14 protein-coding genes are annotated in these 15,253 nt (G+C 46.3%); 7 read left to right on the forward strand and 7 right to left on the reverse strand.

What is annotated here, in order from left to right:
- Window positions 1-15: 15 nt before the first annotated feature.
- The 4 genes from ACYQ2L_RS06070 to ACYQ2L_RS06085 all read right to left on the reverse strand — a co-directional run bounded on the left by ACYQ2L_RS06070 (window position 16) and on the right by ACYQ2L_RS06085 (window position 3,806).
- Window positions 16-1,461: a nicotinate phosphoribosyltransferase gene (locus ACYQ2L_RS06070; protein WP_460052609.1), complete on the reverse strand. Its 1,446-nt coding sequence runs from the start codon at window positions 1,459-1,461 to the stop codon at window positions 16-18.
- Window positions 1,458-2,096, reverse strand: coding sequence for a bifunctional nicotinamidase/pyrazinamidase (gene pncA, locus ACYQ2L_RS06075; protein ID WP_460052616.1), 639 nt, complete (start codon window positions 2,094-2,096; stop codon window positions 1,458-1,460). Before pncA ends, ACYQ2L_RS06070 begins: the two co-directional genes overlap by 4 nt.
- Window positions 2,097-2,166: 70 nt before the next feature.
- Window positions 2,167-3,525, reverse strand: a complete 1,359-nt coding sequence (locus ACYQ2L_RS06080) for a PFL family protein (protein WP_460052619.1) — start codon at window positions 3,523-3,525, stop codon at window positions 2,167-2,169.
- An 11-nt stretch (window positions 3,526-3,536) separates the two neighbouring features.
- Window positions 3,537-3,806: an ACT domain-containing protein gene (locus tag ACYQ2L_RS06085; protein ID WP_460052624.1), complete on the reverse strand. Its 270-nt coding sequence runs from the start codon at window positions 3,804-3,806 to the stop codon at window positions 3,537-3,539.
- Between the two features lie 72 nt (window positions 3,807-3,878).
- Here ACYQ2L_RS06085 and mnmL point away from each other — a divergent pair, with 72 nt between their 5' ends.
- The 5 genes from mnmL to cmoB all read left to right on the forward strand — a co-directional run bounded on the left by mnmL (window position 3,879) and on the right by cmoB (window position 10,066).
- A complete protein-coding gene (gene mnmL / locus ACYQ2L_RS06090; protein ID WP_460052628.1) occupies window positions 3,879-4,811 on the forward strand; it encodes a tRNA modification radical SAM protein MnmL/YtqA in 933 nt (310 codons plus the stop codon).
- Window positions 4,812-4,880: 69 nt separating this feature from the next.
- Complete coding sequence (locus ACYQ2L_RS06095) at window positions 4,881-7,367, forward strand: cation:proton antiporter domain-containing protein (RefSeq protein WP_460052632.1); 2,487 nt, start codon at window positions 4,881-4,883, stop codon at window positions 7,365-7,367.
- Window positions 7,351-8,298: an alpha/beta fold hydrolase gene (locus ACYQ2L_RS06100; RefSeq protein ID WP_460052637.1), complete on the forward strand. Its 948-nt coding sequence runs from the start codon at window positions 7,351-7,353 to the stop codon at window positions 8,296-8,298. The genes ACYQ2L_RS06095 and ACYQ2L_RS06100 overlap by 17 nt, the downstream gene beginning before the upstream one ends.
- Entirely contained in the window at window positions 8,295-9,035 is a 741-nt protein-coding gene (gene cmoA / locus ACYQ2L_RS06105) for a carboxy-S-adenosyl-L-methionine synthase CmoA (protein WP_460052643.1), read from the forward strand. The genes ACYQ2L_RS06100 and cmoA overlap by 4 nt, the downstream gene beginning before the upstream one ends.
- Complete coding sequence (gene cmoB, locus ACYQ2L_RS06110) at window positions 9,032-10,066, forward strand: tRNA 5-methoxyuridine(34)/uridine 5-oxyacetic acid(34) synthase CmoB (protein WP_460052646.1); 1,035 nt, start codon at window positions 9,032-9,034, stop codon at window positions 10,064-10,066. Before cmoA ends, cmoB begins: the two co-directional genes overlap by 4 nt.
- Here the strand turns inward: cmoB and ACYQ2L_RS06115 are convergent.
- The gene (locus tag ACYQ2L_RS06115; RefSeq protein WP_460052649.1) at window positions 10,044-11,045 is read right to left on the reverse strand and encodes a tRNA dihydrouridine synthase; all 1,002 of its coding nucleotides are present in this window, start codon (window positions 11,043-11,045) and stop codon (window positions 10,044-10,046) included. The genes cmoB and ACYQ2L_RS06115 overlap by 23 nt on opposite strands.
- A 111-nt stretch (window positions 11,046-11,156) precedes the next feature.
- Between ACYQ2L_RS06115 and radC the strand changes: the two genes are divergently transcribed.
- On the forward strand, window positions 11,157-11,840 hold the full coding sequence (gene radC / locus ACYQ2L_RS06120) for a RadC family protein (RefSeq protein WP_460052653.1): 684 nt from the start codon (window positions 11,157-11,159) through the stop codon (window positions 11,838-11,840).
- A gap of 4 nt (window positions 11,841-11,844) precedes the next feature.
- Here the strand turns inward: radC and ACYQ2L_RS06125 are convergent, their stop codons facing one another.
- The gene (locus ACYQ2L_RS06125) at window positions 11,845-12,222 is read right to left on the reverse strand and encodes a response regulator (protein ID WP_460052657.1); all 378 of its coding nucleotides are present in this window, start codon (window positions 12,220-12,222) and stop codon (window positions 11,845-11,847) included.
- Window positions 12,223-12,760: 538 nt separating this feature from the next.
- Here ACYQ2L_RS06125 and ACYQ2L_RS06130 point away from each other — a divergent pair.
- Entirely contained in the window at window positions 12,761-14,437 is a 1,677-nt protein-coding gene (locus tag ACYQ2L_RS06130) for a glutamine--tRNA ligase/YqeY domain fusion protein (RefSeq protein ID WP_460052661.1), read from the forward strand.
- 115 nt (window positions 14,438-14,552) lie between these two features.
- On the opposite strand, the gene ACYQ2L_RS06135 is transcribed toward ACYQ2L_RS06130, so the two are convergent.
- Window positions 14,553-15,224 carry an MBL fold metallo-hydrolase gene (locus ACYQ2L_RS06135; RefSeq protein ID WP_460052666.1) on the reverse strand — a complete coding sequence of 224 codons (672 nt, stop codon included), beginning with the start codon at window positions 15,222-15,224 and terminating at the stop codon, window positions 14,553-14,555.
- Between the last annotated feature and the right edge of the window lie 29 nt (window positions 15,225-15,253).

Genomic DNA, 15,253 nt, shown 5'->3' on the forward strand with positions numbered 1-15,253 from the left:
AAACTACCTATTATATCATAAATCTTTCTGCATCTGAGTTTTCAGATCGCGGAGTTCAGCCGAGAAAGAGATCTTGTAGCGGTGAGGGTTCAGCAGCCTCTGATGACTGGGGTGCAGTTCTGCAAGGGAAGTACGAGTATATGACTGGATTTCTGTGATCTGAGGCAGATCACGGCTAATTCGGCCGTCTTCCATCCATGGCTCAAGCAGGGCTTTGCAGGTGGAGAATTCCGGTAGATCATAGTGACCTGTGGAAATTAAGGGGTGATACAGCCTCAGTTTTTGGTTTTCAGGCGCCTTTTCGGAATCCAGCGATATCATATCAGCGAGCATAATGCCCTGTCTGTCAAAAAAACGATATACCTGCTTGATGCCGGGATCGGTGGTTTTTTCCGGATTATTCGATAGTTTCATAACAGATGTAAAGCTGGACTGCCCTGGAAGCAGTTTCGCACATAGCTTATAGACACCTGTCAAACCTGGATCACCTTCGCCGCTTACCATGCGTGTTCCCACTCCCCATGCATCAATGGGGGCTTCGTCCGAAACCAGCTGTTGTATAATTTCTTCATTCAGCTCATTTGACACAACAATTTTTGCACTGTTATGGCCATGCTGATCGAGAGTTTTTCTGACTTCCTGGCTGAGGTATGAAAGGTCACCGCTGTCAAGCCGCACTCCCCAGGACTTACCCTTTCTGCTGAGTGTCGCGCCGACGCTCATAGCTGCCTGTAAACCGCTGCCGAGAGTGTCGTAGGTGTCTATAAGGAATATGCTTGAATCAGGATACAGATCGGCATATGCCTTGAAAGCGCTGAGTTCATCGGGGAAAGCCATCACCCAGGAATGGGCCATAGTTCCCCGTACTGGTATCCCGTAAAGCTTGCCGGCCAATGTGTTACTTGTAGCCCTGGCACCGCCGATAAATGCAGCACGGCTGGCAGACAGGGCGCCATCAGGTCCCTGGGCTCTGCGGAGGCCGAATTCGAGTATCGATCCGTTCCGGGATGCATGCGTTATCCTTGCAGCTTTTGTAGCTATCAGCGTCTGGAAATTGATTGTGTTCAGGATCAGACCCTCAAGAAGCTGTGCTTCTGCCAGTTTTGCATGTACACGGATAATCGGTTCTCTCGGAAAAACAATACTGCCTTCTCTGGCAGCATATATAGAGCCGCTGAAGCGGTAGTTGCTCAGGTAGGAAAGGAAATCATCTGAAAACATCTTCAGGCTATTCAGGTACTGGATATCGTCATTGGAAAATGACAATCTCTCGATGCTGCGCAACAATGGTTCAAGCCCGGCAAAAACAGCATAACCGCTATCAAAAGGGGCACGCCGGAAGAAATATTCGAAGACTACTTCCGGATTATGGTCCTGCTGTAGATATCCCTGCATCATTGTCAGTTCGTAGAAATCAGTAAAAAGTCCTGAGACTGGATTTTCCGGCTGCGATGAAATCATGTAGCAGCGGTGCCAATCTGTTTCAGGAGTTCTCGGGAATGAATATATCTCACTCCTCTTGCTTTGAGTTTAGCCCTTGTTTGTTCAGCTATCCCTGCAGGGGTATCTACGGCTGCTGTTGCATCGCTAATGATAGTTACCTGGAAACCGCAGTCAGCAGCATCTTCGGCACTTCGGAATACACAGACATCCTCTGCCAGACCGCACAGGTAAACGTCCTGGACATCATGTCCTTTGAGAAATGATTCCAGACCGGTCGGCGTGGTCCCGTCATTCTCGAAAAAGGCTGAATAGGAATCAAGTCTGCTCTTGGTTCCTTTGTGAAGAATAAGATCCACAGGTGCAAGGTTGAGGTCAGGGTGTAGCTCTGCACCTTCAGTATTCTGAACGCAATGTACTGGCCAGAGCATCTGCTGCAGTCCATGAACGGAGATTGTATCGAAAACTTCAGCTCCTGGATGATTTGAACTGAAGCTCACGTGGTTTTTGGGATGCCAGTCCTTGGTTGCTGCAACCAGATCGAAATGCGGACTCAATCGGTTGATAACCGGAACAACTGCATCTCCCTGAGGAACTGGAAGTGAGCCTCCTGGACAGAAATCATTCTGAACATCGATAATCAATAATGCTTTCATACATAATCCTCCATGTTCTGCTTGTACAGATAAGGAGGAAATTGCGCTGATTTCCGCAATTTCCCCTGATTTAATTCTTGAATCCGGTAATTGGGGGTGGAATCAACCCGCCGCGCTTCATCAATCGTTCACAACTGAAGCGATTGACCGGCATGACAGGTGCTCGACCAAGCAGACCGCCGAATTCAACCCATTCACCGGCCTTCTTTCCAGGTGCTGGTATAAGACGGGCTGCGGTTGTTTTGTGATTCATTATTCCAATAGCCAGTTCATCCGCAATAATTCCGGAGATGGTAGCTGCACTGGTATCGCCGGGAATTACAACCATATCAAGACCTACCGAGCAGATTGCTGTCATAGCTTCAAGTTTGTCGATACTGAGGGCCCCGATTTCAGCAGCTTCGGCCATTCCTTCATCTTCACTTACCGGGAGAAAGGACCCGCTCAAACCGCCGACCCTGGAGCTGGCCATCAAACCACCTTTTTTAACCGCATTGTTCAACAAGGCGAGGGCTGCTGTAGAGCCGGGGGCTCCAGCATGATCAACACCCATTTCTTCAAGAATTCTGGCCACACTGTCACCGACAGCTGGGGTTGGTGCAAGGGAGAGGTCTACTATTCCCTGGGTGACATCCATCCGCCGTGTAGCTTCGCGTGCGACTAATTGCCCGAGTCTGGTAATCTTGAATGCGATTGTCTTGATTACCTCGGCCAGTTCATCCATGGTTGCATCGGGATGATTCTTGATTGCAGAATAGACAGCTCCCGGCCCGCTGACTCCAACATGCAGAGAGTATTCAGGTTCGCCAAAGCCGTGGAATGCACCTGCCATAAAGGGGTTATCTTCGGGGACATTGGCAAAGACAACGAGTTTTGCACAACCGAATCCAGCCTGGTCAGCAGTGTATTCAGCAAGGTTCTTGATAACCTGTCCAATATGAGCTACCCCGTCCATATTCAGTCCTGCTCGACTGGTTCCAAGGTTAACGCTTCCGCAGACTCGCTTGGTCCCGCCGAGTGCTTCCGGTATCGAATTGATCAGGCGTAACTCTCCGGGGGTAGTTCCCTTGTGGGTCAGTGCGCTGTAGCCTCCTATGAAGTCTATGCCGCAGGCGTCCGCAGCGCTGTCCATTACCCTGGCAAAACCTGCCGGATCCATGTCCTGACAGGCTTCTGCGATGACCGAGATAGGAGTTACAGAAACACGTCGATTGATGATTGGTATTCCATATTCATTGCTGATATCTTCAGCACAGGACACCAGTTTTTCAGCACCATGACAGATTTTGTCATAGACAGCCTGTCTGGTAGCTTCAACACTGCCCCGGATGCAGTCAATAAGATTGATTCCAAGGGTTGTCGTTCTGATGTCGAGATTCTGTTCGGTGAACATCTGGAATGTCTGCTGAACCTCAAAATGTGAAAACATGTAAATACTCCCTATACCCGGTGCATGGAACGAAAGACATCCTCATGCTGCACGGTAATCGTCAGCTCAATTCTTTCTCCGAGTTCCGACAGATTGCTGCGAAGCTGCTGAATAGAAACAGGCATGGAAGAACAGTCAGTCAGCATCATCATGGTAAAATTTCCCTGCAGGATGGTCTGACTGATATCCAGAATGTTTACACCGCTTTCCGCCAGCAAAGTACTGACTGCGGCGATAATGCCGGACTTATCCTTGCCGACAACGGTAATAACTGCTCGCATTTGCGCCTCCATCCAGGATTGTATCGGATTGCAGGAATTGTTGAAAGCGGGGAGGCATGGTAATCTCTGGCTGTGAGCAGCTTACCGTATTACAGTATGGGAGAATTTCTGAAGCAGCGTTTCGGAAAAAAGGTCTTCAAGATCGGTGTTGACGGCGGGTTTAGCTGTCCTCACCGTGGTTCAGACCGTTCCCGGGGCGGCTGCAGCTTTTGCAGTCCTCATGGCTCGCGTTCTCCGCTCATTGGCAGCTCCGATTGCATTGAAGTTCAGATACAGACCAATGCACAGTACTGGAAAGAACGCTATCCTGATTGCGGCCTGCTGCTTTACTTCCAGGCCTACACCTCTACGCTGGCTCCTGCGTCGGTACTACAGCGTATGTATTCCTCGGCTATAGAAGCAGCCGGAGAATCAGTACTTGGGTTGATTATCGGTACCAGACCTGATTGCCTGCCTCAGGAAATAATCGAATTGCTGGCCACTTATAAATCGGACCGACTTGAGGTTTGGGTTGAGCTTGGACTCCAGTCCGCCCGTGACAGCTCCCTGCAGCTATTAAACCGTGGGCATGATGCTGCTTCATATGCTGATGCCGCCAAACGTTTGCATGCTTCAGGAATTCCGGTTATTCCTCATCTTATTTTTGGAATCCCCCGGGAAGATGCCTCTGACAGAGATTATACCCTCAATTGGGTTCAGCATCACACGCCCGGTCTCCTGGGAATCAAGATTCATAATCTGCTGCTATTACCCGGAACAGCACTGTATACAGAATTTCTTGCCGGTAACATTCCGGTCTATACCATGGATGAGCATATAAAGGCGGTAGCATCAGCCCTGTGTCAGCTGCCGCCCGATCTTCCTGTTATGCGATTAACGGCTGATTATCCTGGTGATCTTTCGCTATTGCCAGGAAATCCCTGGAAAACTACGGTGTTTACAGGCAAGCTGCAGAAGTATATGCAGGAAAATGGAATGAAACAGGGCCTGTACTATTATCAATGACATTTAATCCGCATATATGCTTCTGCAAAACGTTTGCTTTTCTGTGATTTTGAGTTTAGAATCATGCCCATGAAACTACCATTTTCTGATCCAGTATTGATTTTTGCCACCGTAATGGTGCTTATTCTGCTTGCTCCATTACTGGCCAGGAAAATACGCCTGCCTGAAATTGTAGGGCTTCTCATTGCCGGAATGCTTTTCGGACCACATGGTCTCGGTCTGCTTGAACGCGATGCTACCATTCAGCTCCTAGGTCAGGTTGGACTTCTGTACATCATGTTTCTGGCGGGACTGGAAATCGATCTGCATCAAGTCAAGAAACAGAGAAGTCACAGCCTGGTTTTTGGAATCATGACCTTTGCAATACCCTTGGCACTCGGAACCTGGTTGGGAATAAGTGTTCTTTATATGGCTATACCTACTGCGATTTTGATGTCGACTATGTTCTCTTCTCATACATTGCTGACATTCCCAGCGGCAGGTAAACTTGGATTAACCAAAAGCAGATCAGTAACTACAACAATTGGCGGGACTATTATTACAGATACCCTGGCGCTGCTTGTGCTGGCGGTAATCGCTGCATCAACAGCCGGCGAACTGGGTCTACGATTCTGGGTGGAAATTTCTATATCAATGTCTGTATATGTAGTTGCAGTCATTTTTCTTGTCCCGATCATCGGACGCTTTTTTCTCCAGAAATTTTCCTCTGATGAAAATGTAGAATTTGTATCGGTACTGGCAATTACTTTTCTTGTCAGTTATCTGGCACATGTTGCCAAACTTGAACCGATCATCGGGGCATTTCTTGCTGGTCTTACACTTAATTCACTGATTCCCGAGAAAAGCGGCTTGATGGCCAAGATTCATTTTACCGGTAATGCCTTGTTTATTCCTTTCTTTCTGCTTTCTGTCGGTATGCTCGTAAATATCGAGCTTCTGTTTCAGGGACTGGATACATGGCTGGTTATTGCTGTTATGGTCGGAGTCGCATTGGTTTCCAAGCTCGCCGCAGCCTATGCTTCGGGGTTTTTACTGCGATACACTCGTCATGAAAGCGGGCTTATATACGGACTTAGCGTGAATCAGGCAGCCGCTACCCTGGCAGCTGCCCTGGTCGGGTATGAAATCGGATTGTTTAGTGACAGTGTAATAACCGGTACGATCGTCATGATTGGTGTTACCTGTTTCTTTGGTCCTATTATTACTGAATTTTTCGGTAGAAAAGTTGCAGAGGAGCAGAGTCGTAAATCTCTTAAGGAGAGTGAAGGGGCTCCACACAGGGTTCTGCTGGCTATCGATCGCCGTGAGTTTGCCAAAGAAATGCTTGAACTCTCATTTTTCCTGAGAAGCAGTTCATCACATGAGCCGATTTATCCCGTCCATGTCGTCCCCGATGGGGGAGATACCGAGGAAATGGTTGCAAAAGGGGAAAAACTTCTGGCTCATACCGTTGTGCGGGCATTATCTGCAAATGTACCGGTCAGCCCTTCAACAACGGTAGATGTAAATATTACATCGGGTATTCTGAGAGCGGCCCGGGAGAACAGGGTTTCTGTAATCATGTTGTACTGGGATGGCCAGCCAGCTGGAAGGGGTCGTTTGTTCGGTAAAAGTCTGGATGCTGTCGTAGAAAACAGCAAACAGCTGGTACTCGTAAATCGTATTGTTGAGCCCTTTAACACATGTAAAAGGATAATTCTGCTCGTTCCACCACTTTCTGATAGGCAGAGTGGTTTTGCTGATGCTGTAGCAAGCATTAAAACTCTGGCAAATCAAAGTGGTACAAAACTCATGGTGCTCATGGATAGCAAAACACCAGGAATGGTAGATGACTTTCTGCAGTCTGCTTCTCCGGCAGTACCAATAGAGATAACTAAATATGATGATTTTAAAGCCGCGGCTGCCGGACTTGATGAAATATCCGGTGATAATGACTGGTGTATCGTTTTTTGTGCCCGTATCGGTCTGATATCATGGCAGCCGTATCTTGATCGACTCCCTCAATCGCTGGTGACTCGTTTGCCATCCAGAAATATCAGTTTCATCTTTGCTCCGGAAGAGACCCGGGAATACCGGCAGGCAATGGAAAAGTTGGTTGACCGTGGGTTTTTTATGCGGATATTCAATGAGAAGCGCTGTCGGCTTCAGATTAATACATCTTCGATTGAAACGCTCCTGGAAAAACTTCTTTCTGTAGGAATAGCAAAGCAGCGTCTGCCAGTTATTGTTCGCAGGCTGCATAAAATCAGTCAGACTGAACCAGTCGAGTTGATTCCCGGAGTAATTCTGCTGCACGATCATATTGCCGATGTCGATGAGCCTTCGGTTTATATAGGTGTTTCAAAAAAAGCATTGAACGTACCTATGGTCAGGACACCTTCATATGTGGTCGTAGTCTTGCTGGCTCCTGCAAGCCAGGATCCAGCAAGACATCTTGCTACATTGGCTGATATTGCGCGAATAATAAGAACAGCAGGACTTGTAGATCATTTGCGTGACGCTGGAACCTATACTAAACTGATTCAGAGGGTAACAAACGATGAGCAGGAGCACTGATTTTCGGATTATTTCCGGTGTAGATGGAGCAGCACTCCAGGCATACCGTTTCGATGCTGATTCTCCATGTGCAGTTGTTATTATGGTTCATGGACTTGCTGAACACGGTGTTCGTTATACAGAACTGGCAGATTATCTGTCCCGCAGAAGAATAGCATCCATTGCCTACGACCACCGAGGGCATGGGAAATCACTGACAGCTTCTCCGGGAATTGGCTCCTTTGCTCCAAAGAATGGTTGGAATGTACTTCTGGGTGATTTACAGTCAGTTTCAGATTTTGTAAAGAAGGATTTTCCTGACATACCTGTTTTCCTGCTTGGGCACAGCATGGGTTCTTTTCTTGTCAGAACTCATCTTGCCCTTCAGAAATCCCGCTATAGTGGTGTAATAATTTCCGGTACTGCCTCGGATCCCGGAATCGCAGGAAGGGCCGGTTTGCTCCTCGCCAGGATTCTGTGTCTCATGGGGGCATCGCTGAAGCCTTCTCCGCTGCTTAACAGCCTCAGTTTCGGTGCCTTCAATAAAGCATTTGCACCGGCTGAGAGTGATTTTGACTGGCTTTCGAGAGACAGCGAAGAGGTCGCAAAATATATTCATGACAATATGTGCGGTTTTGTTCCTACTGCAGGATTGTTCCGTGACATGCTGGCTGGCCTGATTGAATCAAACTCAAAACGTATCATCACTCAGACAGAAACTGATTTACCCAAGTTGTTTTTTTCCGGTGGAAGCGATCCGGTAGGTCGCGCAGGGAAGGGGTTTTACCGAGTGCTGAAAGTATACAGAAAATGCGGTCATGATCTGATTAATGCGAAGCTTTACCCTGACGGTCGGCATGAGATGCTACATGAAGTAAACAGAACAGAGGTTTATGAAGATGTCGTTAGCTGGATGCTGGAACACATATCTGCGGGGAAGCAGCAGGGATGATCAAATCCAGGGATTCAGAAGACACTATCTACAGGAATAATGCAGGTCCTGATCCTTTTCTCTTCAATGAGCAGGTGGTACGTGTATTTCCTGATATGATCAACCGTTCTGTTCCAGGCTATGCCGATATTCTCCAGGGAATTGGTTTGTTAACAAGAAGGTATGTTCAGGAACACAGCCGCTGCTATGACCTCGGCTGCAGTCTCGGTGCTGCAACTCTGCAGATGCGCCATAACATTGTAGTTCCAGGAGTTGAGATTGTTGCCGTAGACAGTAGTCCGGCCATGATACAGCGCTGCCGAAGCCTGGTGGATGAGGATAGCTCGGTCAGTAAGGTTCTCCTACTCGAAAAAAACATTGAAGATATAGAGATATCACGAGCCTCGGTCGTGGTCAGTAATTTCACTCTGCAGTTTATTGCTCCAGAAAACCGCTATCCTTTAATGAAAAGAATATTTGAAGGCATGCTCCCCGGTGGAATTCTACTGATCTCCGAAAAGCTTTCTGTTCCCGATGAGGCAGAGCGTTTGTTCCTTCAGGAAATTCATACTGATTTCAAGCGTAGGAATGGCTACAGTGATCTTGAAATTGCCAGAAAAAGGCAGGCCCTCGAGAATGTGCTTGTTCCATGGTCTTCAGAAGAATATACTGCTGTCATGAAAAATGCCGGATTTGGACTTGTTGTGCAATGGTATCAGTATTTCCAGTTTGCAGGATTTGCAGCAGTTAAACTATGATACAAAGCTATTCCCAATTGATTTCCTCAATTTGCGGTCGGACTGATATTGCCAGTGATTTTTCCTGGCTGATGAAGACTGCTATCAATGCAGATGAACAGGTGAAGAACATGAAACAAAGCGATTTACAGCGCTACCGTACATGTCTTCAACAGATATATGATCTCCAGTTTACTTCTGCTATGCCGGAGTTCAGTTCAGGTATGCATCCATTTCCCGATGAGGATGGCTCAATCTGTGTTCCTGGTTTTGAAGAACTTCACAGTAATTCCAGACAAAGAGGGCAGCTTGAAGGTATTCTCAAATCACTAAGACCATGGAGAAAAGGCCCCTGGAACTTCGGCCCGATCCATATTGAGACTGAATGGCGCAGCGATATCAAGTGGAATCGACTCAAGGATCGGATCAGTCCATTACAGGGTAGACGAGTTCTTGATGTTGGCTGCGGCAGTGGGTATCATCTGTGGCGGATGATTCACGAAGGAGCGTCAGCAGCCTTCGGACTTGAACCTTTTTTACTATATGCTGCGCAATTCTATGCTGCTGCCGGAATGCTCCACCGAATACCCGGAAAGGCATGTGCCTTGTTTCCCCTCAGACTTGAGCAAAGTCCAAGAGAGCCCTGGTTCCACACCGTTTTTTCAATGGGGGTGCTGGGGCATCGGAAAAGTCCTTTTGACCATCTCCAGGATTTACGCTCCTGCCTTCTGACCGGTGGAGAACTCGTGCTGGAAACTCTGTGCATTGATGCCAGGCATGGTTCTGTTCTTGTTCCAGGTGAGCGTTATGCAAAAATGAGGAATGTGTGGTTCATACCAAGTCCGGAGGAGCTGCAGCACTGGTTATGCAGGGCAGGGTTCAAGGATCCGGTAATAATAGATGTCAGTAAAACCGAAACAATAGAGCAGAGGAAAACTGACTGGATGGAATTTGAAAGTCTTGGGGACTTTCTTGATCCTTCGGATCCAGAGAAAACCCTTGAGGGTTATCCAGCCCCTGTCCGTGTGATTATGACCGCTCGGAATCCGTAGTTTCTTCAATAGTGGACAGTAATCCTTCGAGCATTTCTGTCGCTTCCTCATAACTGTGAACCTTCATCAGCCGTGATAGTTCGGTTTCGCTACCCGGGTAACTCTGAAGATAGCACTTGAAGAATTTCTTGAGAATCTCGAAATTTCTGCTGCTCCCATAGGCCCGCCTGAACCTTTGCGTGTGCTCTATTGCCAGATTAATTTTTTCTTCCCTGCTGCGAACTGCCAGCGGAGCTGCTGAAGGGTTAAATATGTAAGGATTATGAAATATTCCGCGACCTATCATTATTCCGTCTGCGCCTGTGCAGGCTGATAATTCTGCAGCAGTGCTCAGATCCCGGACATCACCGTTTCCTATTACAGCTGTGGATAGCTGCATGGCTGTACGCTGTTCAGCCAGATTCCTGATCTGTGTCCAGTCTGCTACTCCATCCGACTGCTGCTCAGCGGTTCTCGGATGAAGGCAGATTGCATCCAGGTTCTGTTCCAGTAAATGTCTGCACCAATCCTGGTGCATGTCTGTGGTAATTCCGCTTCTGGTTTTTACGCTTATTGGTATACTTGATCCGGTAGATCTTATCCCTTCCCGAACGGCATGTATAAGTTCGGAACTGAGGCTTTTATTTCCTATCAATCCTGCACACGCGCCTTTCCTGATTATTTTTTTAGCCGGACATCCCATATTTATATCGATACCATTATAGCCGTATTCAGTTAGCAGTACGGCAGCATCGAAGAATGATTCAGGATCCGTTCCCCATATCTGGGCAATTATCGGCTGCTCGTTCTTCGCAAAGCTTAAAGCAGCCATAGTTGTTCTTCTTTTGGCCTGAAGGGCAAGCGCAGATATAAATTCCGTATAGAATATATGAGGTTTTGCCAGGTCTGCTATCAAAGATCTGAACACGCGATCCGTTACATCTTCCATAGGAGCCAGGGCATAAAAAGGTCTTGGTAAATCAGAGAATGAAAACTGCATGCAGGGTTTATATCAGAAATCACAAAAAAAAACGATAAATCTTTAAAAAATCATTCACCTATCCAAGACCAGGAGAAAAATCGTGAGTATATGAGAGTAGGAGGTTGAAACATGCAATTATCAGCAGCAGAAGAGGTCCTGTGTATAAAAAACCTGGATAGTGATAATCGGCCGCGGGAACGCCTGCAGAGATGCGGAGCAGAAAATATATCTGATATAGAACTGATCAGTATCCTGCTCGGCAGTGGAGGCACAGGAAGATCGGTAACAGCAATCTCACACGATGTCATCACAATGCTTGATAGACTGAAGGGTAGAATAGATCCAGAGATATTATCACAGATAAAGGGTCTGGGACCTGCCAAGAGCGCTGTTATCTCGGCTGCCATAGAACTCGGGCGACGGCAATTAAATCTCGACAGGAGAAAAATACGTCTCCCACAGGATGCCCTGCCGGTTCTCCAGCACTATGCGGACAGAATGCAGGAATTGTTCCTCTGTATGACATTGAACGGAGCTCATGAGGTAATCAGAACGCATGTTGTTTCAATTGGATTGGTGAACCGAACTATGGTTCATCCGAGAGAAGTCTTTGCCTGTGCTATCGAGAATAGAGCAGCAGCAATTATCGTTGCTCATAATCATCCATCAGGAAACTGTACACCCAGCACAGAAGACAGAGAGGTTACCAAACGATTGAGCGAGGCTGGAAGAGTAATAGGGATATCATTGCTGGATCACATAGTCTTTACAAGAACAGCTTATTATTCATTTCTTGAACATGGGGAGATGTAGAATGCTATAAGATCAGTAATCCATCACCAATTCTGATTGAGAGTTTCTCTTTAATCGGCTTACGAATGGTTGCTGCAGGCTGCAGGCTCTGTATTTCACTATGAATATCCGGGTCATCTGTCGCTGTAAGAAAAGCAAATGAGGTTTCTGGAAGCTGTTTTTTCAGCCTTCTGGCGACATCTATGCCCGATGCCTTTCCCGCTAATGATATATCCAGCAGAACGATATCAGGGCGCTCATTTCTGGTTATCTGGAAAGCCTCTTCACCGGTGGCTGCAATTCCTGTTACTGTGTGACCATTAATCAACAGGCGTGTTTTGAGATTCATTGCAGTTGCTGGTTCATCCTCTACGATAAGGACAGAGAATTCCTTCTTTTTCATATGTACCCCGAATGTTATTCTGCTCTTATTGTAGAAGGTTTCATGCCCATTTGCAAATAGCATGTAGTTTGTTTGCGATTTCCGCAGTGTGCAGATAGCGGATTACGCATTTTATTTGCGGATACAGCAATTACAGATGCTTGTTATCTGTTCATGAAATTGTCAGTAAATTATTTACAATAATAGTTGCAATTTTAATTGCTTTGCTGACAAGTATTTAAAAAATTATTACTTTTTTTTAAAAAATGTATCCTACTTGGCACCTAAGTTGTATATAAGATAGAGTATCGGGAGGCCAAACACTCCATACCATACCAAACCAACCCTCCGCTTCGGCGGAACCCTGGTCCCCGATACTGCATACCATCCTCCATTGCGGGGCAGCACCGACCCTTCTCCTCCTCCAACCCCCAGGTGCTGCCCCCCATTTTTTGGGGTTTTCCGGCACGCAGGTTCCTCCTTTACCTGCGTGCTTTTTTTTACTTCTTGATCATGACCGATGTTATTTATTTTATACTTATGTTATATTCGGGGTATTATGAGTGAAACAGCCAAAAACTTTCTGGAACATATTATTGAACAGGATATTACAAATGGACTGGAAACAGTAGTAACCAGGTTTCCACCTGAGCCGAATGGTTACCTGCACATAGGACATGCGAAATCGATTACTCTCAATTTCTCACTTGCCATGCAGTACGGAGGCCGTTGTCATCTGCGTTTTGATGATACCAATCCCAGCAAGGAGGAACTGGAGTTTGTTGATTCAATTAAAACTGATGTCAAATGGCTTGGTTTTGACTGGGGTGAGAATGAATTTTACGCATCTGATTATTTTGAGCGTCTGTATGAGTTCGCAGAATTTCTGATTCATAAGGGAAAAGCCTATGTTGACAGTCTGAACGCAGATGAAATCAGGGCTTATCGAGGAACTCCGACTGAACCCGGGAAGAACAGTCCCTACCGTGAACGTAGTATAGAAGAAAATCTTGAGCTCTTCAGGAAAATGAGAGCCGGTGAATTTGCAGAAGGAACACATGTTCTTCGTGCGAAAATTGATATGGCTCATCCTAATATCAATATGAGGGATCCATCCCTGTATCGGATCAGATTTGCGCATCATCATAGAAGCGGCGATACCTGGTGCATTTACCCTATGTATGATTTTGCACACGGACAATCCGATGCAATTGAGAAAATCAGTCATTCAATCTGCACACTTGAATTCGAGAATCACAGGCCCCTGTATGACTGGTTTATTCAGGAACTTGAACTTGAGCATGTACCGCATCAGTATGAATTTGCCCGCCTGAATCTTACGTATACTGTTATGAGTAAAAGGAAATTACGTGAGTTGGTAGAGAAGGGCTACGTTCAGGGCTGGGATGATCCAAGAATGCCGACAATATCAGGCATGAGAAGACGGGGTTATCCGCCTGAGGCAATTGTATCTTTCTGCAGGGATATTGGTATCAGTAAGACAAATAGTACAATTGATCTGTCACATCTTCTCTTCCACATACGTGAGCATCTGAATAAAACAGCCCTTAGAGTTATGGCTGTTCTTGATCCTGTAAAACTGGTAATTACAAACTATTCCGAAGGAACCGAAGAATTTCTTGATGCCGATAATAATCCCGAAGATCCATCAGCCGGCACTCGTAAAATTCCTTTCTCAAGGGAACTGTATATCGAGAGAGAAGATATCTGTGAAAATCCTCCCAAGAAGTGGTTCAGGCTTGCGCCGGGAATGGAAGTCAGATTGAAACACGCATATTTTGTAAGTTGCGATTCTGTAGTCAAGGACAGTAATGGCGAGATAATTGAAGTGCATTGTACCTATGACCCTGAATCGCGCGGAGGTGCAAGTCCTGACGGCCGTAAGGTCAAAGGTACTCTGCATTGGGTTTCTGTCCGCCATGCAGAAAAAATTGAGGTTCATAACTATGATCATCTCTTCAACGAAGCCTTCCCGGAAAGTGCTGCTGAAAATGGTGACTATTTAAAGTCTGTCAACCCTGATTCTTTCGAAAAAATCACCAATGCTTATGGAGAACCCGGTTTGATTGAGGCAGTTACCGGACAGCGATATCAGTTTCTGAGAAAAGGCTATTACTGTGTTGACTCTGTTTATTCTTCGCCTGGAAAGCCTGTATTTAACCGCATTGTGGGTCTTAAGGATTCATGGGCAAAAATAGCAAAATCCGGAAGCTGATAAATAAGGAAATATGGACGGGCAGGTATTTATATCGACGGCTGATTAAAGAAGCAGTCGTCGGTATTCCGTGAAATCAATGAGATAATCTGCAGATTTCCGGGCTTATGGCTTATCAGTCGGGATTACGAAAAACCGGGTTGTTCCTGAGTTCCCGTTCGATTGTGGTGCGGGGGCCGTGTCCAGGAAAAACGACTGTCTCCGGTGGTAGAGTAAATAACTGTTCTTTGACACTTTGCAGCAGCAATTCTAGATTTGATTCAGGAAGATTTGTATTACCTACAGCCTTAAAGAGCAGTGTGTCACCAGTGAACAGAATGTTCTGGCTTTCTTCATAAAAGCAGACACTGCCTTTTGAACGTCCCGGTGTATGAATGACTTTCAGGTTTGATTCAGGAATAAAATCGCCTTCGCTGTAGGTGAAATCAGCAGTTGGTAAATCAGCCTTCAGTTCTTCATACAGATCGCTGTTTCCGGTCTGAGTGAACAGAGCACATTGCAAGGCAAGCCCTTCGTTACCTATCAGATGCTGGTCATCCACATGTATGCCGACTGGTATTTCTTCACTGAATTCGATATAGGCCTGAATTAGGCTGCATGCTGCGCTAATATGGTCCAGGTAGCCATGAGTAAAGATAATACTTTTGGGTTTCATGTTGATTGCATCCAGTTTCTGACACAGAAGCTCCGGGTCTGCACCTGGGTCAATTACGATACATTCTTTTTTGGAGATAGAATATATATAGGCGTTTGTGTGAAGTGGACCAACAATAATGCGTTCAACCATAAACAGCAGTCTACGGGAAATACTGGCTT

This window comes from Spirochaeta dissipatitropha, assembly GCF_054657935.1.

Coding starts and splice junctions, on each gene's coding strand:
- ACYQ2L_RS06100 (WP_460052637.1), top strand. CDS start 7,351: ATGAGCAGGAGCACTGATTTTCGGATTATTTCCGGTGTAGATGGAGCA.
- ACYQ2L_RS06130 (WP_460052661.1), top strand. CDS start 12,761: ATGAGTGAAACAGCCAAAAACTTTCTGGAACATATTATTGAACAGGAT.
- ACYQ2L_RS06115 (WP_460052649.1), bottom strand. CDS start 11,045: ATGCAGTTTTCATTCTCTGATTTACCAAGACCTTTTTATGCCCTGGCT.
- ACYQ2L_RS06070 (WP_460052609.1), bottom strand. CDS start 1,461: ATGATTTCATCGCAGCCGGAAAATCCAGTCTCAGGACTTTTTACTGAT.
- ACYQ2L_RS06095 (WP_460052632.1), top strand. CDS start 4,881: ATGAAACTACCATTTTCTGATCCAGTATTGATTTTTGCCACCGTAATG.
- cmoA (WP_460052643.1), top strand. CDS start 8,295: ATGATCAAATCCAGGGATTCAGAAGACACTATCTACAGGAATAATGCA.
- pncA (WP_460052616.1), bottom strand. CDS start 2,096: ATGAAAGCATTATTGATTATCGATGTTCAGAATGATTTCTGTCCAGGA.
- ACYQ2L_RS06135 (WP_460052666.1), bottom strand. CDS start 15,224: ATGGTTGAACGCATTATTGTTGGTCCACTTCACACAAACGCCTATATA.
- ACYQ2L_RS06085 (WP_460052624.1), bottom strand. CDS start 3,806: ATGCGAGCAGTTATTACCGTTGTCGGCAAGGATAAGTCCGGCATTATC.
- cmoB (WP_460052646.1), top strand. CDS start 9,032: ATGATACAAAGCTATTCCCAATTGATTTCCTCAATTTGCGGTCGGACT.
- ACYQ2L_RS06080 (WP_460052619.1), bottom strand. CDS start 3,525: ATGTTTTCACATTTTGAGGTTCAGCAGACATTCCAGATGTTCACCGAA.
- ACYQ2L_RS06125 (WP_460052657.1), bottom strand. CDS start 12,222: ATGAAAAAGAAGGAATTCTCTGTCCTTATCGTAGAGGATGAACCAGCA.
- radC (WP_460052653.1), top strand. CDS start 11,157: ATGCAATTATCAGCAGCAGAAGAGGTCCTGTGTATAAAAAACCTGGAT.